Origin of the sequence: Amycolatopsis orientalis (assembly GCF_000943515.2) — a bacterium.
In the GTDB taxonomy this organism is placed as follows: domain Bacteria; phylum Actinomycetota; class Actinomycetes; order Mycobacteriales; family Pseudonocardiaceae; genus Amycolatopsis; species Amycolatopsis orientalis.
Window position 1 is genome coordinate 5,797,696 of record NZ_CP016174.1, and the last position, 25,181, is coordinate 5,822,876.

Annotated in this window: 21 protein-coding genes; 13 read left to right on the forward strand and 8 right to left on the reverse strand. The window is 69.9% G+C overall.

The genetic code is table 11. From position 1 onward, the window contains the following. The first annotated feature begins 85 nt into the window (after positions 1–85). Positions 86–1,495 (forward strand): S28 family serine protease, encoded by a 1,410-nt coding sequence (locus SD37_RS25325; protein ID WP_044851105.1) that lies wholly within the window; start codon positions 86–88, stop codon positions 1,493–1,495. Positions 1,496–1,568: 73 nt separating this feature from the next. Here SD37_RS25325 and uvrB read toward each other — a convergent pair whose 3' ends face one another. Beyond that, positions 1,569–3,728: an excinuclease ABC subunit UvrB gene (gene uvrB / locus SD37_RS25330; RefSeq protein ID WP_044851106.1), complete on the reverse strand. Its 2,160-nt coding sequence runs from the start codon at positions 3,726–3,728 to the stop codon at positions 1,569–1,571. 91 nt (positions 3,729–3,819) lie between these two features. After that, positions 3,820–5,142 carry a DUF5685 family protein gene (locus tag SD37_RS25335; protein WP_044851107.1) on the reverse strand — a complete coding sequence of 441 codons (1,323 nt, stop codon included), beginning with the start codon at positions 5,140–5,142 and terminating at the stop codon, positions 3,820–3,822. Between the two features lie 142 nt (positions 5,143–5,284). On the opposite strand from SD37_RS25335, the gene SD37_RS25340 reads away from it, so the two are divergent. From SD37_RS25340 to SD37_RS25360, 5 genes are all read left to right on the forward strand, one after another. After that, positions 5,285–5,800 (forward strand): ribonuclease FAU-1 family protein, encoded by a 516-nt coding sequence (locus SD37_RS25340; protein ID WP_044851108.1) that lies wholly within the window; start codon positions 5,285–5,287, stop codon positions 5,798–5,800. Positions 5,801–5,940: 140 nt separating this feature from the next. Beyond that, complete coding sequence (locus SD37_RS25345) at positions 5,941–7,473, forward strand: ArnT family glycosyltransferase (protein ID WP_044851234.1); 1,533 nt, start codon at positions 5,941–5,943, stop codon at positions 7,471–7,473. A gap of 89 nt (positions 7,474–7,562) precedes the next feature. Next, positions 7,563–9,083: an ArnT family glycosyltransferase gene (locus SD37_RS25350; protein WP_044851235.1), complete on the forward strand. Its 1,521-nt coding sequence runs from the start codon at positions 7,563–7,565 to the stop codon at positions 9,081–9,083. After that, positions 9,080–10,348, forward strand: a complete 1,269-nt coding sequence (locus SD37_RS25355) for a sensor histidine kinase (RefSeq protein WP_044851109.1) — start codon at positions 9,080–9,082, stop codon at positions 10,346–10,348. The genes SD37_RS25350 and SD37_RS25355 overlap by 4 nt, the downstream gene beginning before the upstream one ends. After that, a complete protein-coding gene (locus SD37_RS25360; protein ID WP_037313277.1) occupies positions 10,345–10,971 on the forward strand; it encodes a response regulator in 627 nt (208 codons plus the stop codon). Before SD37_RS25355 ends, SD37_RS25360 begins: the two co-directional genes overlap by 4 nt. Before the next feature lie 3 nt (positions 10,972–10,974). On the opposite strand, the gene coaE is transcribed toward SD37_RS25360, so the two are convergent. Beyond that, positions 10,975–12,159, reverse strand: coding sequence for a dephospho-CoA kinase (gene coaE, locus SD37_RS25365; protein ID WP_044851110.1), 1,185 nt, complete (start codon positions 12,157–12,159; stop codon positions 10,975–10,977). A 196-nt stretch (positions 12,160–12,355) separates the two neighbouring features. On the opposite strand from coaE, the gene SD37_RS25370 reads away from it, so the two are divergent. Further along, the gene (locus tag SD37_RS25370; protein ID WP_044851111.1) at positions 12,356–12,580 is read left to right on the forward strand and encodes a hypothetical protein; all 225 of its coding nucleotides are present in this window, start codon (positions 12,356–12,358) and stop codon (positions 12,578–12,580) included. Between the two features lie 164 nt (positions 12,581–12,744). Here the strand turns inward: SD37_RS25370 and rpsA are convergent, their stop codons facing one another. Next, entirely contained in the window at positions 12,745–14,244 is a 1,500-nt protein-coding gene (gene rpsA / locus SD37_RS25375) for a 30S ribosomal protein S1 (protein WP_037313285.1), read from the reverse strand. 304 nt (positions 14,245–14,548) lie between these two features. Between rpsA and SD37_RS25380 the strand changes: the two genes are divergently transcribed. The 6 genes from SD37_RS25380 to SD37_RS25405 all read left to right on the forward strand — a co-directional run bounded on the left by SD37_RS25380 (position 14,549) and on the right by SD37_RS25405 (position 20,605). Then, entirely contained in the window at positions 14,549–15,412 is an 864-nt protein-coding gene (locus SD37_RS25380) for a class I SAM-dependent methyltransferase (protein WP_044851112.1), read from the forward strand. Further along, positions 15,409–16,311: a GNAT family N-acetyltransferase gene (locus SD37_RS25385; protein WP_044851113.1), complete on the forward strand. Its 903-nt coding sequence runs from the start codon at positions 15,409–15,411 to the stop codon at positions 16,309–16,311. Before SD37_RS25380 ends, SD37_RS25385 begins: the two co-directional genes overlap by 4 nt. 32 nt (positions 16,312–16,343) lie before the next feature. Continuing rightward, a complete protein-coding gene (locus tag SD37_RS25390) occupies positions 16,344–17,273 on the forward strand; it encodes a GNAT family N-acetyltransferase (protein WP_044851114.1) in 930 nt (309 codons plus the stop codon). Positions 17,274–17,430: 157 nt separating this feature from the next. After that, positions 17,431–18,138 carry an ABC transporter ATP-binding protein gene (locus SD37_RS25395; protein WP_044851115.1) on the forward strand — a complete coding sequence of 236 codons (708 nt, stop codon included), beginning with the start codon at positions 17,431–17,433 and terminating at the stop codon, positions 18,136–18,138. Beyond that, positions 18,135–20,030 (forward strand): YhgE/Pip domain-containing protein, encoded by a 1,896-nt coding sequence (locus tag SD37_RS25400; RefSeq protein WP_044851116.1) that lies wholly within the window; start codon positions 18,135–18,137, stop codon positions 20,028–20,030. Before SD37_RS25395 ends, SD37_RS25400 begins: the two co-directional genes overlap by 4 nt. After that, a complete protein-coding gene (locus tag SD37_RS25405; protein WP_065912974.1) occupies positions 20,027–20,605 on the forward strand; it encodes a TetR/AcrR family transcriptional regulator in 579 nt (192 codons plus the stop codon). Before SD37_RS25400 ends, SD37_RS25405 begins: the two co-directional genes overlap by 4 nt. 443 nt (positions 20,606–21,048) lie before the next feature. Here SD37_RS25405 and SD37_RS25410 read toward each other — a convergent pair whose 3' ends face one another. The 4 genes from SD37_RS25410 to SD37_RS25425 are packed head-to-tail and all read right to left on the reverse strand — an operon-like array spanning position 21,049 to position 25,181. After that, complete coding sequence (locus tag SD37_RS25410) at positions 21,049–21,375, reverse strand: CU044_2847 family protein (RefSeq protein WP_044851118.1); 327 nt, start codon at positions 21,373–21,375, stop codon at positions 21,049–21,051. Positions 21,376–21,385: 10 nt separating this feature from the next. Next, the gene (locus tag SD37_RS25415; RefSeq protein ID WP_083255076.1) at positions 21,386–22,675 is read right to left on the reverse strand and encodes an ABC transporter substrate-binding protein; all 1,290 of its coding nucleotides are present in this window, start codon (positions 22,673–22,675) and stop codon (positions 21,386–21,388) included. Then, positions 22,672–23,760, reverse strand: coding sequence for a hypothetical protein (locus SD37_RS25420; protein ID WP_044851119.1), 1,089 nt, complete (start codon positions 23,758–23,760; stop codon positions 22,672–22,674). Before SD37_RS25420 ends, SD37_RS25415 begins: the two co-directional genes overlap by 4 nt. Continuing rightward, a complete protein-coding gene (locus SD37_RS25425) occupies positions 23,757–25,181 on the reverse strand; it encodes a VWA domain-containing protein (protein ID WP_044851237.1) in 1,425 nt (474 codons plus the stop codon). The genes SD37_RS25420 and SD37_RS25425 overlap by 4 nt, the downstream gene beginning before the upstream one ends.

Consider the following 25,181-nt stretch of genomic DNA (forward strand, 5'->3'; position numbering starts at 1 on the left):
GGGCTCGACCGGATAGCCGATTGCCGACCGGCGGGGACTCTGTGAGTATCCGACCGCTCGAAGGTCGGCGATGGGGAGGGCATCGATGCGGAAGCTCACGGCGGCGTGGTCGGTTCTGGCGATCACCGTGCTCGCACTGGCCGGGCTGACCCCGGCCGCGCAGGCGGCACCGGAGGACATCAAGGACGCGCTCGGGCGGATACCCGGGTTGACCGTCGTCTCGGAGAATCCGGCGCCGACCGGCTACCGGTTCTTCAAGCTCACCTACACCCAGCCCGTCGACCACCGCAGGCCGGGCGCCGGTACCTTCCAGCAGCGATTCACCTTGCTGCACAAGGAATTCCGCTCGCCGACCGTGGTGTACACAAGCGGGTACAACGTGTCGGAATCGGCCAACCGCTCCGAGCCGACGCAGATCGTCGACGGCAACCAGCTGTCGATGGAATACCGGTTCTTCACCCCCTCGCGGCCGGACCGGCCGGACTGGGGCAAGCAGCTGACGATCTGGCAGGCGGCGGCGGATCAGCACCGCGCCGTCGAGGCGTTCAAGCGGATCTACCCCGGCAAGTGGCTGGCGACCGGCGGCAGCAAGGGCGGCATGACGGCGACCTACTTCCGTAGGTTCTTCCCGAACGACGTCGACGCGACGATCCCCTACGTCGCACCCAACGACGTCATCGACTCGCACGACCGCTACAACCGGTTCCTGGCGAACGTCGGCGACGACCCCGCCTGCCGCTCGGCGTTGAAGGCCGTCCAGCGCGACGTGCTCACGCGGCGTTCCGAGTTCGCGGCGCTCGCCGAGGCCGACGCGGTCAAGAACGGTTACACGTTCACGACCGTCGGCTCGGCCGATGTCTCGCTGGAGATCTCGGTCATCGACTCGTACTTCGCGTTCTGGCAGTACCAGAAGCAGGCGGACTGCGCGACGGTGCCGAAGCCGGGCGCCCCGGCGGCCGAGGTCTTCGCCTGGTTCGAGCGCGTCGAAAGCCTCAACACCTATTCGGACCAGAACCTCGAACGCTATGTCCCGTACTACTTCCAGGCGGCGTACCAGCTCGGCGCCCCGGAGTCCTACGAGAGCTACCTGCGGGATCTTCTGCGGTACCCGGGCCGGAACGCGGCGCGGACGTTCGTGCCGAAGTCGGTCGACATCCCCCGGTTCGATCACCTGGCCATGCCGGACATCGACTTCTGGGTGAAGTCGCAGGGCAAGCGGCTGCTGTTCGTCTACGGCGGGAACGACCCGTGGGGTGCCGAGCCGTTCCGGCTGGGCTTCGGCACGAAGGACTCCTACAGCTACACCGTGCCGGGCGGGAACCACGGTGCCCGGATCGCCCAGCTTCCGGCCGCACAGGCGAGCGAAGCGACGAACACCGTACGGCGCTGGGCCGGCCTGCCGCCGGTTACGCCCGGCGTCACCACACGTTCGGTACCCGCCGGGTTCCCGGACTTCGACGCGGACCTGACGTTGCTGGAGCGCCCGCGCCTCTGAGATCCCCGCGTTTCGTCCTCTGGTTGCGTTCCTTGCGCGTGCAACTACCGCATCCAGAGGACGAAACGCGTGCTCACTTGATGCCGGCCGCGTCCATGCCGCGAAGCTCCTTCTTCAGGTCCGCGACCTCGTCCCGCAGCCGGGCGGCCAGTTCGAACTGCAGGTCGCGCGCGGCCTGCATCATCTGGTCGGTCATCTGCTGGATGAGATCCGCCAGCTGGGCCCGGGGCATCCCGGAGACGTCCTTGTCGGTCAGCATCCCGGAGCTGCGCACCCTGTCGCCCTGCTCGGGTTTCTTGCCCCTCGACACGTTCCGGCCCGAACCGCCGACGGCGACGATCTCCTCCGAGTCCTCGGCCTCGCTGTAGACCCGGTCGAGGATGTCGGCGATCTTCTTCCGCAGCGGCTGCGGGTCGACGCCGCGCTCCTCGTTGTAGGCGACCTGCTTGGCACGGCGGCGATCGGTCTCGTCGATGGCGTGCCGCATCGAGTCGGTGATCTTGTCCGCGTACATGTGCACCTCACCCGACACGTTTCGCGCCGCGCGGCCGATCGTCTGGATCAGCGAGGTACCGCTGCGGAGGAAGCCCTCCTTGTCCGCGTCGAGGATCGCGACCAGCGAGACCTCGGGCAGGTCGAGTCCCTCACGGAGCAGGTTGATCCCGACCAGCACGTCGAAATCGCCCGCCCGCAGCTGCCGCAGCAGCTCGATCCGGCGGAGGGTGTCGACCTCGGAGTGCAGGTACCGCACCCGGATGCCGAGTTCCAGCAGGTAGTCGGTGAGGTCCTCGGACATCTTCTTCGTGAGCGTGGTGACCAGGACGCGCTCGTCCTTCTCGGCCCGCTCGCGGATCTCGTGCACCAGGTCGTCGATCTGGCCCTCGGTCGGCTTCACGACCACCTTCGGGTCGACCAGGCCGGTCGGCCGGATGACCTGCTCGACGAACTCGCCGCCCGCCTGGCCCATCTCGTACGGCCCCGGCGTCGCCGACAGGTACACCGTCTGTCCGATCCGGTCGCTGAACTCCTCCCAGGTCAGCGGCCGGTTGTCGACCGCGCTGGGCAGGCGGAACCCGAACTCGACCAGGTTCCGCTTCCGCGACATGTCGCCTTCGAACATGCCGCCGATCTGCGGGACCGTCTGGTGCGACTCGTCGATGACCAGCAGGAAGTCTTCCGGGAAGTAGTCGATCAGGGTGGCGGGCGCGGACCCCGCCTCGCGACCGTCGATATGCCGCGAGTAGTTCTCGATGCCGGAGCAGAACCCGACCTGGCGCATCATCTCGATGTCGTACGCGGTGCGCATCCGCAGCCGCTGGGCTTCGAGGAGCTTGCCCTGCTTCTCCAGCTCGGCCAGGCGCTGCTCCAGTTCGGCCTCGATACCGTGGATGGCCTTCTCCATCCGCTCCGGGCCCGCGACGTAGTGCGTGGCCGGGAAGATGCGGACCTCGTCGACCTCTTTCACGATGTCGCCGGTGAGCGGGTGCAGGTAATACAGCTTCTCGATCTCGTCACCGAAGAACTCGACGCGGATCGCCAGCTCCTCGTACGCCGGGATGATCTCGACCGTGTCGCCCCTGGCGCGGAAGGTGCCGCGCGCGAAGGCGATGTCGTTGCGGGTGTACTGCACGTCCACCAGCGCGCGGAGGAAGACGTCGCGGTCCAGCTGCTCGCCGACCTTCAGCTTCGTCGACCGGTCGAGATACGACTGCGGCGTGCCGAGGCCGTAGATGCACGACACACTCGCGACCACGATGACGTCGCGCCGCGACAGCAGGTTCATCGTCGCCGAGTGCCGAAGCCGCTCGACGTCGTCGTTGATCGAGGAGTCCTTCTCGATGTAGGTGTCCGTCTGGGCGATGTACGCCTCGGGCTGGTAGTAGTCGTAGTAACTGACGAAGTACTCGACCGCGTTGTGCGGGAACAACTCCCTCAGCTCGTTCGCCAGCTGCGCGGCGAGCGTCTTGTTCGGCGCCATCACCAGCGTCGGGCGCTGGACGCGTTCGATCAGCCAGGCCGTGGTCGCCGACTTACCGGTACCGGTGGCGCCCAGCAGCACGACGTCCTTCTCGCCCGCGTTGATCCGCCGTTCGAGCTCGTCGATGGCCGCCGGCTGGTCACCGGCGGGCTTGTACTCGCTGACCACCTCGAACCGGCCACCGGTCCGGGGGATCTCGGTGACGGGGCGGAAGTCCGACTGGGCGAGTACGGGGTGTTCGGATGCGAAAGCCACGGGAACCAGAGTAGGCGCAAGGTCCGACAGTTTCCGCTCAGCGTGGTCGTGAGTGGTAATGACGGTTCTAACCGTCATTACCACTCACGAGTCAGCACGAACAGTCACAGCAGGAACAGCAATCACAGCAGTCACAACCGTCGCAGTTGTTCGAACAGGCTTCCCGCGGCTTCCCGCTCCACGGGCCGGGGAACGGGTCGCGGCAGCAGAACTGGCACGAACAGCACATGTAGGTGGCCACGGCGCACCCGAAGAAGAAGTTCCGCGGCCGGGGCGGGACCCGGAACTTCGGCACCCAGCAGCCGCCGCCCTGACCGTCGATCGGCACACCGCCGCTGTGCCGCCCCTTCTTCTTCGGCGGCTCCTGGGGCGGGCCGCCGCCGCCCGGGGCACCCGGCGGCGGAGGCGGCGGCTGGTGACCGCCCTGCGGGTACGGCTGCTGTGGGTACTGCTGCTGCGGATAGGGCTGATGGGGGTGCTGCTGCGGCCGCGGACCTGGCCCGATCCAGCCCGGAGGCGGCTGCTGCGGGCCGTGACCATGTCCGTGCGCGGGTCCGAGGAGGCTGTGCCCGAAGGCGCGCCGCACCGCCTGGCGCAGTTCGTGCACCAGCAGCGCGTGCACCAGCGTGGGCTGGACGAAGCTCACCTCGCGAAGGGCCAGTTCGACGCCGAGCACGGCGTCGTCGCACAGCCGTCGCGCCTCGGCGAGGCCGGTGCCGGTGGCCGTCAGCGGGTTCCACGCGCCGGCGGCCTCGTCTTCGGCGAGGTCTTCGACGGCGTCGAGCAGATGCGCGGCCCGGCCGAACAGGCGCCCGGCCTCGGCCAGCGGCGCCGCGTTCTCCGGGTGGCCTGCCAGCACAGCGGTGTGCGCGAACGCGGCCGCGGTCGCCAGTTCGGCGGGTTCGGTGGCCAGCAGGGCCGAATCGCCCAGGCGGACGGCCCGTTCGATCTCCCCCTGGCGGTCGACGGCTTCGGTCAGGACCCCGGTGTCGAACCCGATCCGCGTACCGGTCCGGCCACCCTGATCCGCCCAGCGCGTCGCCATCCGCTTCGCCGCGACGGCGACGGACCGCCGCGCGAAGGCCCCGTCACGGTCCTCGACGTGGTCACTGATCTTGGCCGACGCCAGCACCAGGGAGACCGCCGCCGCGAGCTGGGCGCCGCCACCCTGCGCCACCGACGTTCCCTTCATCGCCCGGAGCGCGCAGGGGCCGGCGTCGCGCCGTCCCTCCGCGCGCGGCGCCTGGGCTTCGACGAGGGCGGAGATGATCAAGCCGTCGTAGTTCGTGACCATTCGGGCGAGATGTCCGTGTTCGTCGCGCAGCGTCAGGCAGAGGCCGCAGAGATGGGCGAGCCAATCCGCGTGCAGACCTGCGGAAAGCCGGTGCCGGCACGGCCTGATGATCCCGAACATGCGTCGTCTCCCACTCACCCCTACGGCGGAACCAGCGCACCCTATCCGGCGATGGCGGCTTGCTCCGGGGAAACCGGGAAAACGTGATCGTCCACCCGGTTGGGCGGTGTTCGCGGACGCCGGGGCCTTCCAAGATGGGCCCATGACCGCGCCGCATCCGCCCAAGGTCGAGTACTTCGATCCGGCCACGAAGACCAACACGGATCCCAAGGGCATCGTGAGGGACGTCGAGGAATACCGCGAAGAACCCTTCGGCCTCTACATGGCGCGGCCGACGCCTGGGCGGACGCAGTTCCACTACCTCGAATCCTGGCTGCTGCCGGACCTCGGCCTGCGGATCACCGACTTCTGGTTCAACCCCGGCCACGAACGTGATCAGGACTTCTACCTCGACGTCGTCGACATCCGCCGCGAAGACGGTGTCTGGATCGCCACCGACCTCTATCTCGACCTCGTCCTGCGGGACAAGAAATCCGTCCAGGTGATCGACGCCGACGAACTCCTCGCCGCCGTCACCGCCGGGCTGCTCTCCCCCGCCGACGGCGAACGCGCGCTCGGCATCAGTCACACGACCGTGGACGGACTGGCCTCGCACGGTCACGACCTGCGTGGTTGGCTGTCCACAAAGGACGTCACGCTCGGCTGGCGACGGCACTGACCGCGCGGGGGTCCATCGATCGGTTGACCCCGCCCCATCCTCCCGGTTGAGCGGCTCCCGTCCGGCCGAAGGATTCACCGCGCCGCCCCGGTACGGGATTCTCGATCATGAGCGGAACCGAGCGAGAGGGGCGGATGTCCATGGTCGCCGAGACCGGGGAACTCCGGGAACGGTACGGCGGAGGGGAACGGCCGGTGATCGCGCCGTTCGCGCGGACACCGGTGCTGGCGATCGCCGGTGCGATGGGGGCGGTGCTCGCGGCGACGGCCGGGCGCTACGGCTACTTCGGCGACGAGCTGTACTTCCTGGCGGCCGGCCGGCATCTGGACTGGGGGTATGCCGACCAGCCGCCGCTCCTGCCGGTCCTGGCGCGCCTGATGGACGCGTTCGGCGCCGATTCTCCCTTCGTCCTGCGGATACCGGCGATGCTGGCGATGGTCGCCAGTGTCGTGCTGACCGCGTTGATCGCCAGGGAATTCGGCGGTGGCCGCCGGGCGCAGGTGATCTCGGCGGCCACCTTCGCGCTGTCCACCCAGATGCTCGGCGGCGGGCACTATCTGGCGACCAGCACCATCGACCCGTTCCTGTGGACGCTGCTGATCTGGCTGCTCGTCCGGTGGGTGGGGACCCGCGCGGACGGGCTGCTGCTCTGGGGCGGCGTGGTGACCGGGCTCGCGCTGAACACGAAGTTCCTCATCGGCGCGTTCTGGGTCGTCGCACTGATGGCCGTCGCGGTCTGCGGGCCCCGCGACCTCTTCCGCCGTCCGGCGTTCTGGGGCGGCGCGGTGCTCGCCGCCGTGATGATCGCGCCCACGCTCGTCTGGCAGGCCGCGCACGGGTGGCCGCAGCTGAGCATGGGCGCGGCGATCTCCGAGGAGGTCTCGGCGGAGTGGGGCGGGCGGGTCACCTTCGTTCCGACGCTGGTGATGAGCGCGGGCATCCCCGTCGGCATGATCCTCTTCTGTTACGGGCTGTGGCGGCTGGTGCGATCCGGAAGCCTGCGGCCGTACCGGTTCCTGGGATGGACCGCGGTCGGCGTGCTCGCGGTGTTCCTGCTGGTGAACGGGCGCTACTACTACGCGGCCGGGATGTTCGCCCCGCTGTTCGCCGCCGCCGCGGTGGAGATCGAGGCGGGGCAAGCGTCGAAGTACTGGCGCTGGGTCGCCACCTGGCCGGTGTTCGTCCTGGCCGCGGTGATCACGGTCCCGCTGCGGCTCCCGGTCCTTCCGCAGTCGTCGGTGGCGAGCACGCCGGTCTGGGCTCGGCCGGTCTTCGCGACCGAGGAGATCGGCTGGCGGGAGATCACGGAATCGGTGGCGCAGGCGTATCGCGCCGTACCCGATCCGGCCCACACCGGCATCGTCGCGGCGAGGTACTGGCAGGCCAGTGCCATCGACCACTATGGACCGGACCTGGGACTCCCGTCACCGTCGAGCCCCAATCGCGGCTATGCCACGTTGCCGAGGCCGCCGGACTCGGCGCGCGACGTCCTGTTCGTCGGGAACGACCCGTCGGCGCTTGTGCCGTACTTCACGCGGCTGCGCGAGGTCGGCACGCTCGACAACCGGGCCGGGATCCCGAACGTGAGTCAGGGTATGAAGATCTGGCTGGCCACCGGCTTGAAAGGAACCTGGGGGACGGTGTGGCCGCGACTCACGGACTGGGGCTCCTGAGCCTCGCCGGTCCGCTCACGACCGACGCGCCACGCCGGTGGGACGTAGGGTGCGAGGGGACCGGCACCCGAGGGATCTGCGAGGACTGGATGAAAGCCGCCAGCGCGGCCGAAACACCGACCGTGCCCGGGGCGGCGTTCGCCCGTCTTCCGGTGGCACTGCTCGCCGCGGCGGCCGCGGCGGTCCTGATGGCGACGGCGTGGCGGTACGGCTACTTCGGTGACGAGCTGTACTTCCTCTCCGCCGGCAAGCGGCTGGCCTGGGGCTACGCCGACCAGCCGCCGGTGCTGCCGCTTTTGGCGTGGGCGATGGACTCCCTCGCGCCGGGCAACGTCTTCGTGTTCCGCCTCCCCGCCGTCCTCGCGACGGCCGCCGGTGTCGTGTTCACCGGGCTCATCGCCTACGAGATGGGCGGCGACCGCCGGGCGCAGACCCGCGCCGCCGCCGCGTACGCCATCTGCGGGCAGTTCCTCGGCAGCGGGCACTACCTGGCCACGTCGACGATCGACCCGGCGTTGTGGGCGCTCGTCGTGTGGCTGCTCGTGCGATGGATGCGGACCCGCGACGACAATCTGTTGCTGTGGCTGGGCGTCGCCACCGCCGTCGCACTGAACGTCAAGCTCCTCGTCGCGACGTTCTGGGTCGCCGCCGGGGTCGCGATCCTCGTCTTCGGCCCCCGGGATCTCTTGCGCAGGCCCAAACTGTGGATCGGCGCGGTTGTCGCCGCGCTGTCCCTGGTGCCCACCGTGTGGTGGCAGGCCGCGAACGGCTGGCCGCAGCTGGAGATGGGTGACGTCATCGCGCACGAGGCCACCGGCGGCTGGAGCGGCCGGGCGGGGTTCCTGCCCGCCCTGCTGACCGGCGCCGGACTCGGCATCGGTGTCGTCGGTGTCCTTTATGGACTTTGGGTCCTGCTGTTCTCCCCTCGGTTGCGCGAGTACCGGTTCCTCGGCTGGACCGCCGTCGGCGTGATCGTGTTGTTCATCCTGTCCGGAGGCCGGTACTACTACGCGGCGGGCATGTTCGGCGTCCTCTGGGCGGGCGCGGCCGTCCACTTCGGACAGGTGAAGCCGTCCTCGTGGTTCCGCTGGATCCCGACCTGGCCGGTCTTCCTGTTGTCCGCGCTGTACACCCTCCCCTACGCGCTCCCGGTGTGGCCGGCGGCCTGGCTCGCGGAGGGCCGCGACGTACCGCGTCCGGCGTACGCGCTGGAGGAGATCGGCTGGCCGGACCTCGCCCGGTCGGTCGCGGACGCCTATCACCGGCTCCCACCGGAGCAGCGGGCACGCACCACCCTGCTGACGGCGGGGTACTGGCAGGCCGGGGCGCTGGACCGGTACGGCCCCGACCTGGGTCTGCCCGCCGTTTACAGTCCCAGCCGGGGTTTCTGGTACTTCGGCCGTCCGCCGGAGACCGCGGACACCGTGCTGTTCGTCGGGCCCGATCCGGCGCGGCTGCTGCGCTCGTTCACCGACGCCCGGATCGTTTCCCGCGTCGACAACGCGCTCGGCGTCCGCAACGTGAGCCGCGGGATGCCGATCTGGCTGGTCACCGGGCACACCGAATCCTGGGCCACCGCGTGGCCGGGGCTGCGGGAATTCCGGGTATGACCAGCTGGATCCGGTGGCAGGACTCGCTGTGGCCGTCCCCAGGGGACGGGCGGGCGCCGCGGCGGCCGTGGGGTGGCCGGATCGAGCGGTTCCTGCCGTACGCGCTGCTGGCGCTGAGCACGGTGCTGAGCTTGCTGCTCTCCGGCAACGATCCCGCCGTCACCTTGAAACTGGCGGGGATCGCCGCGGCCTGGCTGCTGGTGTCCTTCACCCTCGTCCCGGCCCGGTGGGCCGGACATCCGGTGGTCGTCGCCGTGTCCTTCACCGGGCTCGTCGCGATCGCCGCGGTGCTCGAAGCACATGACACGGTGTTCCTCATCTTCATGATCACCGGGTTCTTCGACGCGATGCGGCTGCGGCCCGCCCCGCTCGCGCTGGCCGGGGTCTTCGTGGTTTCCGCGCTGATCAACACACTGCCCAACGGCGGGCCGATCCAGGCCTTCGCCGAGCAGCCCGCGTTGTGGCTCGTGGTCACGCTGGTGCAGACGGCCGCCATCGGAGGCGGCGGACTCGTCTCGGCGGCGATGGCGCGTCAGCACGCGGAACGCAAACGCGTACTCGACGAACTCGCCGCCGCGCAGGAGGAGAACGCGGGGCTGCAGCGGCAATTGCTGGCCCAGGCCAGGGAAGCCGGTGTCCTCGACGAGCGCCAGCGGCTGAGCCAGGAAATCCACGACACACTCGCCCAGGGCTTCACCGGGATCATCACCCAGCTGGAGGCGGCCGCGGAGGCGAACGGCGATCCCGCGGAATGGCAGCGGCACGTCGGCACCGCGATGGCGCTGGCGCGCGAGAACCTGACCGCCGCACGGCGTTCGGTGCGCGCGCTCGGCCCCCAGCCGCTGGCGGGCGCGACGCTGCCGGAGGCGCTCGACGAGGTCTCCCGGCTGTGGGGCGAGCGGACCGGCGTCGAGGTCCGCTTCACCACCACCGGGACCGCGCGGGCATTGCACCCCGAGATCGAGGCGACCCTGCTGCGGATCACGCAGGAGGCGCTGGCCAACGTCGAGAAGCACTCCGCCGCGACGATCGTGGGACTCACGTTGTCGTACATGGCCGATCAGGTGACCATCGACGTCAGGGACGACGGCCGCGGCTTCGATCCCGGCGTGGTCGTCTCCTCCGGTGAGGGCGGTTTCGGCGTCCCCGGGATGCGCGCCCGGGTCGCCCGGCTTGCCGGCACCCTGCACCTCGAATCCGAGCCGGGCGGCGGGACGGCCGTTTCGGCCAACCTTCCCGCCATCGCACTGGAGGCCCGTCCATGACGATCACCTTGCTGATCACCGACGATCACCCGATCGTCCGTGACGGGCTGCGCGGGATCTTCACCGCGGACCAGGGATTCGAGGTACTCGGCGAAGCGGCGTCCGGCGACGAAGCCGTCGCGCTGACGGAGAAACTGCGCCCCGACGTCGTGCTGATGGACCTGCGGATGCCCGGCTCCGGTGGGGTGGCCGCGATCGCGGAACTGGCGAAACGCGGCAACCCCGCGCGGATCCTCGTGCTGACGACCTACGACACCGACACCGACGTCGTCCCGGCGATCGAGGCCGGCGCGACCGGTTACCTGCTCAAGGACGCTCCGCGCGAGGAACTCTTCCGTGCCGTGCGCGCGACGGCGCGCGGGGAGGCCGTGCTCTCCCCCGCCGTCGCCGACCTGATCATGGGCAGGATGCGCGCACCCGCGCCGGAACCGCTGAGCCGCCGGGAGATCGAGGTCCTCACGCTGATCTCGCGGGGTTCGACCAACAAGGAGGCCGCGAAACAGCTGTTCATCAGCGAGGCCACCGTGAAGACACACCTCGTGCACGCCTATGCGAAGCTCGGGGTGAAGGACCGGGCGGCCGCCGTCGCGACCGCTTTCGAACGGGGGCTCCTCGGGAGCTGAGCCCTACGGCGTCCAGCCCGTCGACTCGGCCCACGCGGCGGCCCGGACGAAGGCCTCGTCGATCCAGTCCTGCTTGTCGTCGGTGTACCGCTCGAAACTTCCGTCGCCGGCGTGCTTCGCGGCCATGGCGTGCTTGACCGCCGCGTAGGCGTCCCGCTCGTCCTGGTTCTGGCGCAGCCACTCCGGGAACAGCAGCGCGAGCCGCCAGGCCGGCGTCTCCTGCGACCGGACGTGCAGGTTCACCGGGCGCCGGGGGTCGCCGCCGAAGTGGAACCGTTTCGCCCAGGTGCCCTCTTCGCCGTGCGCGTCGTCGAACCAGTCGCCTTCCGCGCGTGGGAAACCGGCGTCGGAAAGGGCGTCCGCCAGCGCGTCGGCGTCGTCCAAAGTGGACACTGTGAGCTGGAGGTCGAGGATGTCCTTGGCGGGCAGGCCGGGCACGGAGGTCGAACCGATGTGGTCGGCCCGCACGGCCTTGTCCGCTGCCGCCACGCGGATCCGCGCGAGCGCCCGCTCGGCCTGCGCGGGCCAGGTCTCGTCGTACGGCGCGATCTTCGGCGACATCGGCGGGCGCGGCTTGCGGAGCCGCACGTTGGCTTCGAACGGGGTCAGCCTGTCGGCCCACAACGCGTCGACGTCGGCGAGCACGATGTCGGCCGCTCCGCTGTTGTCGAGCCAGACGTCGGCCACGGCCCGGCGCTGGTCGGTGGTGGCCTGTGCCTTGATCCTGGCGCGCGCGTCGGTCTCGGCCATCCCCCGGGACTCGACGAGACGGCGGACGCGGACCTCCTCCGGAGCGTCGACCATGACGACGAGGTGGTACATCGGCGCGAGTCCGCCTTCGACGAGGAGCGGGATGTCGTGCACGATGATCGCGTCCGGCGCGGCGCTCGCCATCAGCTCGGCCGTCCGGGCGCCGACCTTCGGATGGACGATCGAGTTCAGCCGCTTGCGGGCCTCCTCGTCGGCGAAGGCCTTGGCGGCGAGTGCGGCACGATCGAGTGAACCGTCGGCCGCGACGATGTCGTCCCCGAACGCCTCGACGAGCTCGGCGAGGCCCGGTGTCCCCGGCTCGACGACCTCCCTGGCGATCTTGTCGGAGTCGATGAGGACGGCGCCGTGCTCGGAAAGGCGGTTCGCCACCGTTGATTTTCCAGCGCCGATCCCGCCGGTCAGGCCCACACGCAACATGACGATCAGCCTAGTGCGCGACCTCGGGCGACCGCACAGGGTTAAGTGAGGTACACATCCGGCACAGAAGGATGCAAAAGGCAAGATCATCGTGACGCGTGACTCAACCTTTATGGGTGACACGCCGGTCGGTTACACGGCTTCGGGGGCCTGATTGCGTACCGTGCGCGGCGAAGGTAGCCCACACGGAGGAAAGATGGCAGACGGGAAGCACGTCGGAAGGCACCGGCTCGGTTCGCCGGGGCTGGTGCACTGTGTCCTCCATCGTCCCGTGGCCGAGGCCCTCGCCGAATATCGGCGCACGTGGCTGAGCGCGCTCCTGGTTCCCGCCAAGCACAGCTTCGCCGGACTCCGCCGCAAGGCCCGCGCCGCGGCACTCGAACGCGTCTGGGTCCCGGCCGTCCGGCCCGTCACCTCCTGACGCCCTCTCCTCTCTCTCGCGTTTAGTCCTCTGGTGGCGGTAGTTGCCGTGCGCAAGTACCGCATTTAGAGGACGAAAAGCGGGGGGTGGTGGGCACAAGACAGCGGCCCCGGTCCGTGGTGGACCGGGGCCGCTGTCTGTCAGCTATTGGCTGAGCGCCTTGATCACGCGCCGCCCGAGAGCTTCTCGCGGAGAGCCGCGAGCTGCTCGTCGCTGGCGAGCGTGCCACCGCTCTTGGCCTCGGCCGGAGCGGAGGTGTAGCTCTGCTCGCCCGAGTCGCTCGAGGTGACACCGGTCGCGGCGTCCGCAGCGGCCTCGGCGTCGGCCTCGGCGGCCTTCTGGACCTGCTTCATGTGAGCCTCGTAGCGGGTGTGAGCCTCGGCGTACTGACGCTCCCACTCCTCACGCTGCTTGTCGAAGCCTTCCTGCCACTCCTGGGTGTCCGGGTCGAAGCCTTCGGGGTAGATGTAGTTGCCCTCGGCGTCGTACTCGGCGGCCATGCCGTACTGAGTGGGGTCGAACTCGGTCTCCGGCGTGACGCCCTCGTTCGCCTGCTTCAGCGACAGCGAGATGCGACGACGCTCGAGGTCGATGTCGATGACCTTGACCATCACGTCGCCGTTGACCTGGACGACCTGCTCCGGGATCTCCACGTGGCGCTCGGCCAGCTCGGAGATGTGCACCAGGCCCTCGATGCCCTCCTCGACGCGCACGAACGCACCGAACGGGACGAGCTTGGTGACCTTGCCCGGCACGATCTGGCCGATCGCGTGGGTGCGGGCGAACTGACGCCACGGGTCTTCCTGGGTCGCCTTCAGCGACAGCGAGACGCGCTCGCGGTCCATGTCGACGTCCAGAACCTCGACCGTGACCTCCTGGCCGACCTCGACGACCTCGGACGGGTGGTCGATGTGCTTCCAGGACAGCTCGGAGACGTGCACCAGGCCGTCGACGCCACCCAGGTCCACGAAGGCACCGAAGTTGACGATGGACGACACGACACCCTTGCGGACCTGCCCCTTGGCGAGCGCGTTGAGGAACTCGCTGCGCACCTCGGACTGGGTCTGCTCCAGGTAGGCACGGCGGGACAGGACCACGTTGTTGCGGTTCTTGTCCAGCTCGATGATCTTCGCCTCGAGCTCACGGCCGACGTACGGCTGCAGGTCGCGGACGCGGCGCATCTCGACCAGCGACGCCGGCAGGAAGCCGCGCAGGCCGATGTCCAGGATGAGGCCGCCCTTGACGACCTCGATGACGGTGCCCTTGACGGGCTCGTCCTTCTCCTTGAGCTCCTCGATCGTGCCCCAGGCGCGCTCGTACTGCGCACGCTTCTTGGACAGGATCAGACGGCCTTCCTTGTCCTCCTTCTGGAGAACGAGGGCTTCGACCTCATCGCCGACGGTGACAACCTCAGCCGGGTCGACATCGTGCTTGATGGAGAGCTCGCGCGAGGGGATGACGCCCTCGGTCTTGTAGCCGATGTCGAGCAGGACCTCGTCGCGGTCGACCTTGACGATGGTGCCTTCAACGATGTCGCCATCGTTGAAGTACTTGATCGTCTTGTCGATCGCTGCGAGGAAGTCTTCCTCCGACCCGATGTCGTTGATAGCGACTTGCTGGGGCCCAGTGGGGGCGGTCGGGGCGGTGGCGGTGTCGGTCGTCATTAGGCGGGTTGCTCCGGTGGATGGGAAGTAGTGGGTTTGCAGTTAGGGCACCATGGGCTCTTCCGGCATGAGGTGACCACATGAGCAAACGTCCACAGGGAACGACCGCGAGCATCACCGCATCCGGTACGCGACCCCCTGACCCGGACGCTGAGCGAACCGGGGGAAAGAGTAGCGCGAACCCACTGCGCTAACAGATATCCTACGCGGCCCCCTGTACACGGCACAATCAGGGTCACACCCGCGATCACAGCGGGCGGACGATCTGGGCCGCGAAGCCCTGACCTGGGGAAAGGATATCGGTTTGAGTCAGCAGTCCGCCGCCGAGCGGGAATCGGCGGCCGAACGGCACGCGCAGGCCGAGGAGCGGCTCGGCACCGCGGGGGTCGCCTACCGGGCGGTCTCGGCGCCGGAGGCGACGGCCGCGAACCTGGCCTGGTGGGACGCCGACGCCGACGACTACCAGGCGACCCACGGCGGCTTCCTCGGCGACGCGGACTTCGTCTGGTGCCCGGAGGGCGTCCGCGAGGCCGACGTCGCACTTCTGGGTGAAGTCGGCGGCAAGCGGATCCTCGAGGTCGGCTGCGGGCAGGCGGCCTGTTCGCGCTGGCTCGCCACGCAGGGCGCCGAAGCGGTGGCGACCGATCTCTCCGCGGGCATGCTCCGGCACGCGCGGGAAGGCAACGACCGGACCGGTCCCGCCGTCCCGCTCGTGCAGGCGACGGCGGAGTCGCTCCCCTTCGCCGACGCGAGCTTCGACGCGGCGTGCTCGGCCTTCGGCGCGATCCCGTTCGTGGCCTCGGTGGACGTCGTGTTCGCCGAAGTGCACCGGGTACTCCGGCCGGGGTCCCGCTGGGTGTTCTCGGTGACTCATCCGATGCGCTGGATCTTCCCCGACGACCCCGGACCGCAGGGCCTCACCGTCACCCAGCCGTATTTCGACCGCACCCCGTACGTCGAGGTCGACGACGAGGGCGTCGCGACGTACGTCGAGTACCACCGCACCATCGGCGACTACGTCCGCGCGCTCGCCGATGCCGGTTTCACCCTCACAGACCTCATCGAGCCCGCCTGGCCGGAGGGCCACTCGCGTACCTGGGGGCAGTGGAGCCCGTTGCGCGGCAAGCTCTTCCCCGGCACGGCGATCTTCTGCACCCAGCGGGGATGACGCGGCAGGCGGATCCGCAGGCAGCGCGCTTCGCCGCGCTCGATCCGCTGCTCCCGCCACCGCCGCCGCTCCCGCCCGGCGAACCCGTCGAGGCGGGCGGCGCGGTCGGGACGATCGCGCGGCTGCGGTTCCCGGTCGGTTCGTGGCAACGGCTCTGGAGCCCGGCTCGGCTGCAGATCCTCTCCGCGGTCCTCCCCGACGACGCCGGCGCGGGGATGAACGCGCTGCTCTCCGTGTGGCGCACGCGGATCTCGCTCGCCGCCGCCGAACCGGATTCGTCGTGCACGGTCACCTGGCCCAGCCGCGACGTCGTGGTGGCACGCGCTTTGCTCGACCACGGGCTCGCACCGCAACTGGCACTGGCGGTCCGCGCGCCGTCCCCCGGCGACGGGCACACGGTGCCCGGGGTGACCGTCCGGGAGTCCGCCGGCGGCGACCTGGAGGAGATCGTCGCTCTCCGGTTCGAGGAACTCCGCTACACCTCGTTCGTCGGCCATGGCGTCGTCCGGCCCGGCGCCGAGGCCTTGCTCGCCGAAGAGGTCCGCCGCGGCCTGCAATTCGGCGGCCGGGCCTGGGTCGCCGAAGAAGAAGGGGTCACCGTCGGGATGGTGACCGGCGGAAAGCGCTCACCGGCCCCCGGTGACGCGCTCGCCGGACGGCTGCCGCCCGGCGAATGGGGTTACCTCGGCACCCTCGCGGTCACCGCGGCCGCACGGGGCCGCGGGATCGGGCGCGCGCTGACCGCGGTCGCGCACGACGAGCTGTTCTCGCCGTCGTCGCGCGGTACCTTCGTCTCGTACAATCCGGCCAATCCGCTGTCCCCGGTGTTCTGGCACCGGCAGGGTTATCGTCCACTATGGACGACGTGGGCGGTGAGCCCGGCCGCGGCACTGCGGTAGCGGTGATCGGCGCTACGGACACTGGGGACGGAATGGAAATAGAGAAGGCGTTGTTCGACGCGCACCGCACGCGGTTCGCGGCGATCGACAGGCTGCTGCCCGAGGCGCCCCCGCCGCCGGTCGCCGGCGAGCGCGTCGACGCCGCCACGGCGTCGGGGATCCAGGTGACCGGCGTGGTGCAGCGGCAGTTGCACGGCCCGGACGACGTCCCGCTGCTGTGGTCGGCCGCCGACGTGCGCCAGCTGTTCCCCTTCATCGGGGACACCGGCACCGAGGGGATGGACGTCCTGCTGCGCGCGTGGCGGACGTGGATGGACGCCGAATCACCCGGCGAGGATTCGTCCTGTGTGGTCAATTGGCCGAGCCGCGACGCCGAGGCGATCCGCGCCTTGCTCGACCACGGGCTGGTGCCGATGTCGGCACTCGCCGTGCGCACCGGGCGCCACCGCGAGGAACCCGCCGACGACGGGGTGACCGTCCGCCGGGCCCGGCCCGACGACTTCGACGAAGTGCTCGCGATGGCCGTGTCGACGCACGACTACATCGGGCAGGTCGCCACGCGGCACCGCCCGAACGCCGACGCCCTGCTCGCCCCGGGGCTGGAGCGCGCCCTCGACAAGGACACCCCGCTGCTGTGGCTCGCGGAGCGGGACGGGGAGGTCGCCGCGTTCGCGCACGCCGCCTGGATCGCCTCGACGCCGGGGTCCGCCGAGGCCGAACTGCTCCCCCACGGCCGCTGGGGTTATGTCAACAACGTGGTCACCATGCCCGGCCTGCGCGGGAGCGGCCTCGGACAGGCCCTGATGTCCGTGGTGCACAAGGAGTTCGACGCCGACGGCGCGGACGGCACCTACCTCTACTACAACCCGACCAACCCGCTCTCCTCGGTGTTCTGGCACCGGCAGGGTTATCGTCCACTGTGGACGTCCTGGGAGGTCCATCCGGCTTCGGCGCTGCGCTAGCCGAAAAGCGGCGGTGTTCCGTCCGTTTTGCGGCGGTTTCGTCACCCATGGGTGTGACGTAGGCCCCGCGCGGTTGCTCACCTCCCAGGTCAACGTTAACTTTTGAACTGACCAGTCAGTTTAAAAGTTCCACGAGTCATCGACCTGGGAGTTCTTCGTGCGGGTTCAAGCCGACAGGGTGTCCGTCACCGGGCCCCACGGCACGTTGCTGTCGCCCACCTCGCTCACCGTCTCGGGCGGTGAGCTGGCGATCGTGCACGGCGAGCCCGGAGTCGGCGTCACGGCCTTCGGGCTGGCGCTGGCCGGGCGCCTGAAGCCTGCGACCGGGACCGTGACCGTCGAGGGCGGCGACGCGCGGAAGGTCGTCGCCGTCGTCGACTCCCCCGGCGTCAGCGAGCCGGACGGCGCGCTGACGCTGCAGGTCGTCGTCGGGGAGGAACTGGAACTGGCCAAGCGCCCGGCAGGCAAGGCCGCCGTCGCGAGCTGGCTGGCCGAGCACGGCGCCGCCGCGTTCGCCACCACCCGCTTCGAGAACATCGAAGCGGTGACGCGCACCCGCCTGCTGACCGCCCTCGCCGCGAGCCGCGAGGGCGTCGGCGTACTCGTGCTGGACACCCCGGACAGACACACCAGCGACGTCGAAGGCTGGACGCGGGTCGCCCGTGAGCACGCCGGTCGCGGCCTCGCCGTCGTCGTGCTGACCGCGACGACCCCCGTTTCGGCCCTGCCGTCGAAGCCCGCCCTCCTCGGCGGCCTCGACCAGCCGGACCCCGTGCGCTGCGCGCCCGCCGCGATCCCGGCGGAGACGACGCTGGAAGAGACCGTGCCGGACGAAACCCCAGAGACCTCAGGAGACCAGGAATGAACCCCGTCCGGATCGCCGCCAACGAGCTGCGCCGGCTGAGCAGCGGCGTCCTGCCGAAGCTCGCCATGGTCGCGCTCGTCCTGGTACCGCTGCTGTACGCGTCCTTCTACCTCTACGCGAACTACGACCCCTACTCGCGGCTGGACAAGCTCCCGGCGGCCGTCTACACCTCCGACGCCGGTGCGAAGGACTCGGCGGGCGCGGAGCGCAACGTCGGCCGCGAAGTGACCGACGAACTGGTCAAATCCGGCACCTTCCAGTGGCACGACGTCTCCCCCGAGGAGGCGGCCAAGGGCGTCCGCGACGCCACCTATTCGTTCGCCATCGGGATCCCGCGTGACTTCTCCGCGGCGTTGCTGTCGTCCGGCAACTTCCAGCCCCAGCAGGCGACGATCACGCTGACGACCAACGACGCCAACAACTATCTGTCGGGCACCATCGCGAAACAGGTGGCCGAACAGGTCCGCAAGACGATCGCCGAGAAGGTCGGCAGCGAGGCCGCGGACAAGTTCCTGGTCGGCTTCTCGACGATCTACGGCAAGATCCAGGAAGCCTCGACAGGTGCTTCGCAGCTCGCCGACGGCGCGGGCAAACTGAAGACCGGTCAGCAGCAACTCGCCGACGGCGCGTCGCAGCTCGCCTCCGGCAGCTCTCAGCTGGCGACCGGGCTCAGCACCCTGAAATCGGGCACCGCCCAGCTGCCTGCCCAGACGCAGAAGCTCGCCGACGGCGCCGGTCAGGTCGCCGACGGGAACCAGAAGGTCGCCGACGCGGCCTCGCTCGCGGCGACGGCGTCCGGGGACATCCAGGCCAAGCTCGACAACTACCGCACCCAGCTCGCCCAGGACCTGCGGAACGCCGGTGTCCCGGAGACCCAGGTGCAGGAGATCCTGAGCCGCCTCGACACGCTCCGCTCGCCGGTGGACCAGGCGAACACGAAGATCCAGACCGCGAACAGCCAGCTCGGCCAGCTCGCCTCCGGCGCGCGCCAGGTGTCCGACGGCGCGCACCAGCTGGCCTCGGCGACCCCGCAGCTCACCAGCGGGATCGCGCAGGCCTCGGACGGGGCGAATCAGCTCCGTGACGGCGCGGCGAAGCTGAACCAGGGCGAGCAGTCCGCGGTCACCGGCACGAACCAGCTCGCCGACGGCGCGGTGAAGCTGCGCGACGGGCTCGCCGCCGGGCTCAAGGAGATCCCGAACCCCGACGACCCCACCCGCGCGGCCACCGCCAACACCATCGCCGACCCGGTCGCGGTCAACTCCTCCGGCGTCGCCTCGGCGGGGACCTATGGCGCGGGCCTCGCCCCGTTCTTCATCTCACTGGCGACCTGGATCGGCGCGTTCGTGCTGTTCCTGCTGCTGCGCCCGCTCTCGACCCGCGCGCTGACCGCCGGCGCGTCGCCGTTCAAGGTCGCGCTCGGCGGCTGGCTCCCCTCGGCGGTGCTGGGGATCGCGCAGGTGATCGTGCTGTTCGGCGCGGTGACCTGGCTGGTCGGCATCAAGGTCGCGCATCCGCTCGGCGCGATCGGGTTCGCCGTGCTGGTGTCGCTCACCTTCACCGCGGTGGTGCACGCGCTCAACGCCTTCTTCGGCGCCGTCGGGAAGTTCCTCGGCCTGGTGCTCCTGGTGCTGCAGCTGGTCAGCGCGGGCGGCACGTTCCCCTGGCAGACCATCCCGGACGCGCTGTACCCGCTGCACATCGCGCTGCCGATGGGGTACGCGATCGACGGGTTCCGGCACCTGCTCTACAGCGGCGCGTCCATGGAGATCCTCGGCGACATCGGTGTCCTGGTGGGCTACCTCGTCGGCGGGATCCTGGTTTCGACGCTGGCCGCGCGGAAACGCCGTACGTGGACGGTGTCGGCGCTGAAACCCGAGCTGGCGTTGTGACCACCCGGGGTGAGGCGACGAAGCAGAAGTTGTTCGAGGCGACGCTGCGGCTGTCGGCCAGCCGCGGCCTCGTCGGGCTGACGGTGGACGACATCGCGGCCGAGGCGAAGGTCGCCAAGGGCACCGTCTACTACAACTTCGGCAGCAAGGACGGTCTCGTCGACGCGCTGTTGCGCTACGGCGTCGGTGTGCTCGCGGACCGGCTGCGCGCGGCCACCGGCGACGGCGACCCGATGGACGTGATCTCCTCGCAAGTGGACGCCGCGCTGGAGTTCATCGCCGAATACCCCGGTTTCTCCCAGATACTGGTCAGCGAGATGTGGCGCACGCCCGGCACGTGGCACGAGACGCTGACGTTGCTGCGCGAGGAGATCATCTCGATCGTGCGGGAACAGCTGCACCGGCTGGACGCCGCCGGGCGGCTGCCCGACGGCGTCCAGATCCCGACGGCCGCGGCCGGGTTGTTCGGCACGATGCTGGTGGTCGCCCTGGACTGGCAGGGGTTCCAGCCGAAGCGGACGAGGGCCGACGTGCGGGAGTCGGTGATGGTGCTGATCCGGGGCCTGGGACGCTGACCCGGTCGTGAGTGGTAATGACGGTTCTAGCGGGGTAAGGCAAACGTGGCGTGATCGGCTCGCCGCCGTGAAGGTCCCCCTTGTCTGCCCTCACGGTAGCGAAGGAGGCCTTCACTACCGTGTGCCCGGCGAGGGGTTCCCCGAGGAGGCGGGGCGCGCCTCTTGACTGTCCATAAAGGACAGTTTCCGGCGACTCGGTGTCCGATTGATGTCGATCTGTGCGGTCCTGGGCGGGGTCGTGAGTGGCAATGAGGGTTAGAACCCTATTTGCCACTCACGACCACCTCGCGAGGCCGGGCAAACTGCTCAAGTCGGACATTGATCGCCGGGAAAGTGTCCCTTGTGGACACCCGCGGTCAAGGCCCGGCTTCCGTCAGCCAGTCCGGACCCGCACCGGGACGCGCCACATTTGGCTTACCCCTCAATAGAACCGTCATTACCACTCACGAGCCCTCCGGCTCCCGGACCCACTTCAGCTTCACCTCGAAGTTGCCTTCCAGCCCGGTCTTCGCGATCACCGCGCCCGCCTGCGCGGTCAGCTTGACGCCGAACTTGATCTCGACCTCGTCCGGCCCCTTGGTCATGGACCGGAAGGTGGCCAGCGCCGACGCGGCCGCGTCCCGCACGTTCGCCAGCGCCGCCTCGAACGATCCCTTGGCGTCCTCGATCAGGTCGTCGCGCCGGGAGACCCGGGCGGTGCCGGGCAGGGGGTCGATCTCGACGACCACCGAACCGCCGCCTTCGAGCGGGAACCGCGTCAGCTCGTGCACCGGTACTCCTTCACTGTCCACATTGGATCTTCAGCCATTCGCCGGGCTGGATGCTCTTCTGGACGTCGTCGAGCTGCTTGAGCAGGGTGTCCAGCCGGTCCCGGTTGCTCAGGTACTCCAGGACGGCGCGGTGGAACGCGCCGGTCATCGCCGCGGGCATCAGGTCGGAGGCGTCGAAGCACAGGGCGGGCGCCGAGGTGAGCGTGTCCGCGACCTTCCGGCTCACCTGGTCGGTGTAGACGTCGAGACCTAGTTTCCGGTTGGCGGAGAACGCGCTCGCGCGCGGAATGGACGGCCACACGCGCTGCGCCTTCTCCGAAGCCAGGTACCGGATCAGCTTCCGCGCCTGCGGGGTGTCCCGGAACATGCCGGCGAGGTCGGCGGCGACCTCGGAGACCTCGCGGCCGGGGAACGGGAGGAAGTCGAAATCGGCGCCGGGGCGCGGAGAAGTCCCGTCGGCCCGTTTCAGGCCCTGGTAGCGGCTCATGATGAACGACGCCTGATGTTCGAGCACGCAACCCGGCCGGGCGGCGAACATCGGCTTGCCCGCGTCGCCGAAGTCGGTCAGCAGCGCGGCCGCGGTACCGCCGCGGATCCCGGCGGGGTCGAGCAGGGAACCCCAGTCCAGCCAGGCTTGTTTGACCTCCGGTGACGTCCACCGCAACCCGCCGGACGCCCATTGCCAGTACTTCTCGGGTCCCGCCGAATGCAGCAGGATGTCCTCGATCCAGTCGGTGCCCGGCCAGCCCGAGGTGGGCGGCGCCCCCATCCCGACACACCACGGGGTGGCGCCCGCGGCCGTCAGCCCGGCGGAGAACGCGCGGAGACCTTCGAACGACGTCGGGCGGACCCCGGTCAGCTGGGCCGGGTTGTACCAGATCACGCTCTTGAGATCGGCCTTCACCGCGACCGCGTACAGCTGCTGGGTGCCGATCTTCTGCAGGCTGACCCATTGCGGGCTGAAGGAGCCCGCCATCGTCGCGGAGAGATCGTCGCCCAGCGGCAGCAGATCGCCCGATTTCTGGTACTTCGCGAGCACCCCGGCGTTGGGCAGGACGGCGACGTCCGGCGGGGTGCCGCGCTGGACGTCCGAGGCGAGCACCTGGTCCACGGCACGGGTGCCCTGATAGAGGTAGCCGACCCCGGTGTCTGCCTTGAACGCGTCGAGCACCTGCCGGAACGCGTCCGCCTCGGCACCGGTCCACAACGCGAGCACCACGACGGACCCGCCGTCGGGCGACGCCGAGCAGCCGCCCGCGACCAGCGAGAGCGCCATCAGCAAAGCCAGCAACCGTTTCACGGGCGATACCGGTATTCGTCGATGCGGGCGTGGAGCCCGAGCAGGACCAGTCCGCCCGCGAGCAGCGTGCCCGCCGGGATCAGGAACTCCCGCCCGCCGGATTCGGCCGCTCCCGCCGCGTCGGCCGCCACGGCCTTCACGCCCGCGGTGGCCACCCGCGTGTTGTCCGTCGACACCGTGGTGGCCTGCCGTGCCTTCGCCCGGAATTCGTCGGCGGTCACGCCGCATCCCTGCTCCTGATCGCAGTACTCGCTCACCAGGTCGGCGAGCCGTCGCTGGCCCTCGTCGTCGGCGGCCTGGATCTGCGCGTCCCGTGCGGCGGCGACGTCGTCGAGCCGCTCCCCGACCGAGTCGAGCCGGTCGCGGCTGACCAGGGTGAACACCAGTGCCACCCCGATCGCGGCGATCAGCGCGGTCGCCCCGAGCAGCGGGAGGTTCGCCACGCGGCGGAAGCGTTTCTTGAGGTACAGCTGGGTGAGCACCAGCAGGACCAGTAGCGCCGCTACCGGCAGGAGCCACAGCGGGAGCATCGCGAGGCTCACGCCGGTCGACGACACTTGTGTGTCCAAGGCGGCACGTTGCTTGCCCTGTAAGGATTCCAGCTCGTCGAGGACGCCACCGGCGGCGTGCAGCAGCCGGGAGGCGTGCCAGAGGTCGACCGCGCCGAGCACCGCGGCGTCCGGCTGCCGCAGATGCACGTCGGCCTGCCCGATCGAGCCCGAGTAGGCCGCGACCTGGCTTTCCACCACCTGCAGCGCGTTGCCGCCTGCTTCGCCTGCCTGGTTGAACTCCGCGACCCGCGCGAGGCTCTGGCTCGCCAGCGCCAGCTGATTCGAGTACTCCTGGCCCGGCCCGGCCAGTTTCGCCTGTCCCGAGGCGAAACTGGCGATCGCGGCGGCGTCGGCGGCCACCAGCGCCGACCGCGCGGCGGTCACTTCGAGGACCGCCTGGGAGGTCCGGTCACGGACGTTCTCCGCCGTGTCCTGGACATTGTTGAACGCCCACAAGGAGACCACGAGGACCGCGAGGGTGAGCGCCAGCAGGCCGGTGCGGAGCCGCACCAGCCGCACCCGGGTCGCCGTCACGAAACCGCCTCGTCGAACGGCCTGCCGCAGCCGACGCAGAAGTTCGCCCCGGCCGGGGACAGCCCGGAGCAGACGGCGCAGACGACCGGTGGCGCCTCGGCGGGTTCGGACACCGGACGATCTTCCTGCGCGGGCGCGATTTCCGAAACCCTCGAAGGGATAACGACATGCAGAGCGTGGCTGCGCGTCGCGTCCGCGCGCAGGCGCACGACACCCTTCTCCGCGTCGACGATCTCCACGACACCCGTGAGACGGCCGAGAGTGTCCTCGTCCTCCGCTTTGGCGGCCAGGACGGCCGCCCGGCCCCAGTGCCGTTCGGCCCCGGCCTGGTCACCGGCCGCGTAGGCGTCACCTCCGGCGGTCAACGCCTCGGCGAGATCGGCCTGAGCCGCGTACTTCGAGATCATCGGGTGGATCAGCGTCGGCGGGACCGGATCGCGGGTCCACCGCCCCTCGATGGCCAGCGCGTCCCCCTCGGTCGTGGCACCGGGAACAGGCACGAGTTCCGTCCACGCCAGCTGGCGGTCCTGCCCGTGGCGGGGTTCGAGGTCCGGATCGAGATCCAGGATCACCTGGTAGTCCCGCGTCTCGTCGCTCGCGAACGAGCCGAGTGAGAGTTCCACCTCGCGCACGGCGACCTCCCGGCACCGGTCGGTGAGGTCGTACTCGTCGGGGAAGACCTGTTTGACCGACCGCAGCCTGCTGAACGGCATGGTGCCGACGCGCAGCCGGACCTCGGGCAGCACCTTGGTCATCGCCCTCTCGATGAGCTGACGGAAATCCTCGGCGAGCTTGTCGTCCTCGACGACGGAATCGACGTTGCCGCGCAGGACCCGGCCGATCTGAGTGAGTTCCGCCGGCTCCCAGCCGTCGCCGATCCCCCTGGCGTCGCAGACGAACCGGCCCTCGCAGCTGGTGAGCACGTTCATCAGCTCGGACCTGGTCTGCGAATCGTTGCGGCCGTCGGTCAGGAGAATGGCGTGGCGGACCGCGCCGGGTACGCGTTCGAAGAGGTCACGCGCCTTGGCCAGCCAGGTGCCCATCGCGGTGCCGCCGACCGCCGCGAGGTGCTCGACGGCGGCGTGCGCCTCCGCCCTGGTCCGCGCGGAGGCGGTCACCAGGCCGTCCTCGGCGGGGTAGATGGTCTTCGCGCGATCGGTGCCCTGGATGACCGCGAAGCGCACGCCGTCGGGGAGGACGTCGATGGCGGCCGCGGCCGCTCGTCTCGCCTCGCCGATCTTGGTGCTGGGGAACCGCATCGAGCTGGAGCAGTCGATCATCAGCACCTCGGCGGCCGTCCTGGCGACGGTCGCCTCGCCACCGCGGGAGACGACCCGGACGATCGCGGTCATCGCCCGGTCCCCCTCGGCCAGGAACTTGTTCTGGTGCACTTCGAGGCCCAGACTCGGCTCCCCGCTCAT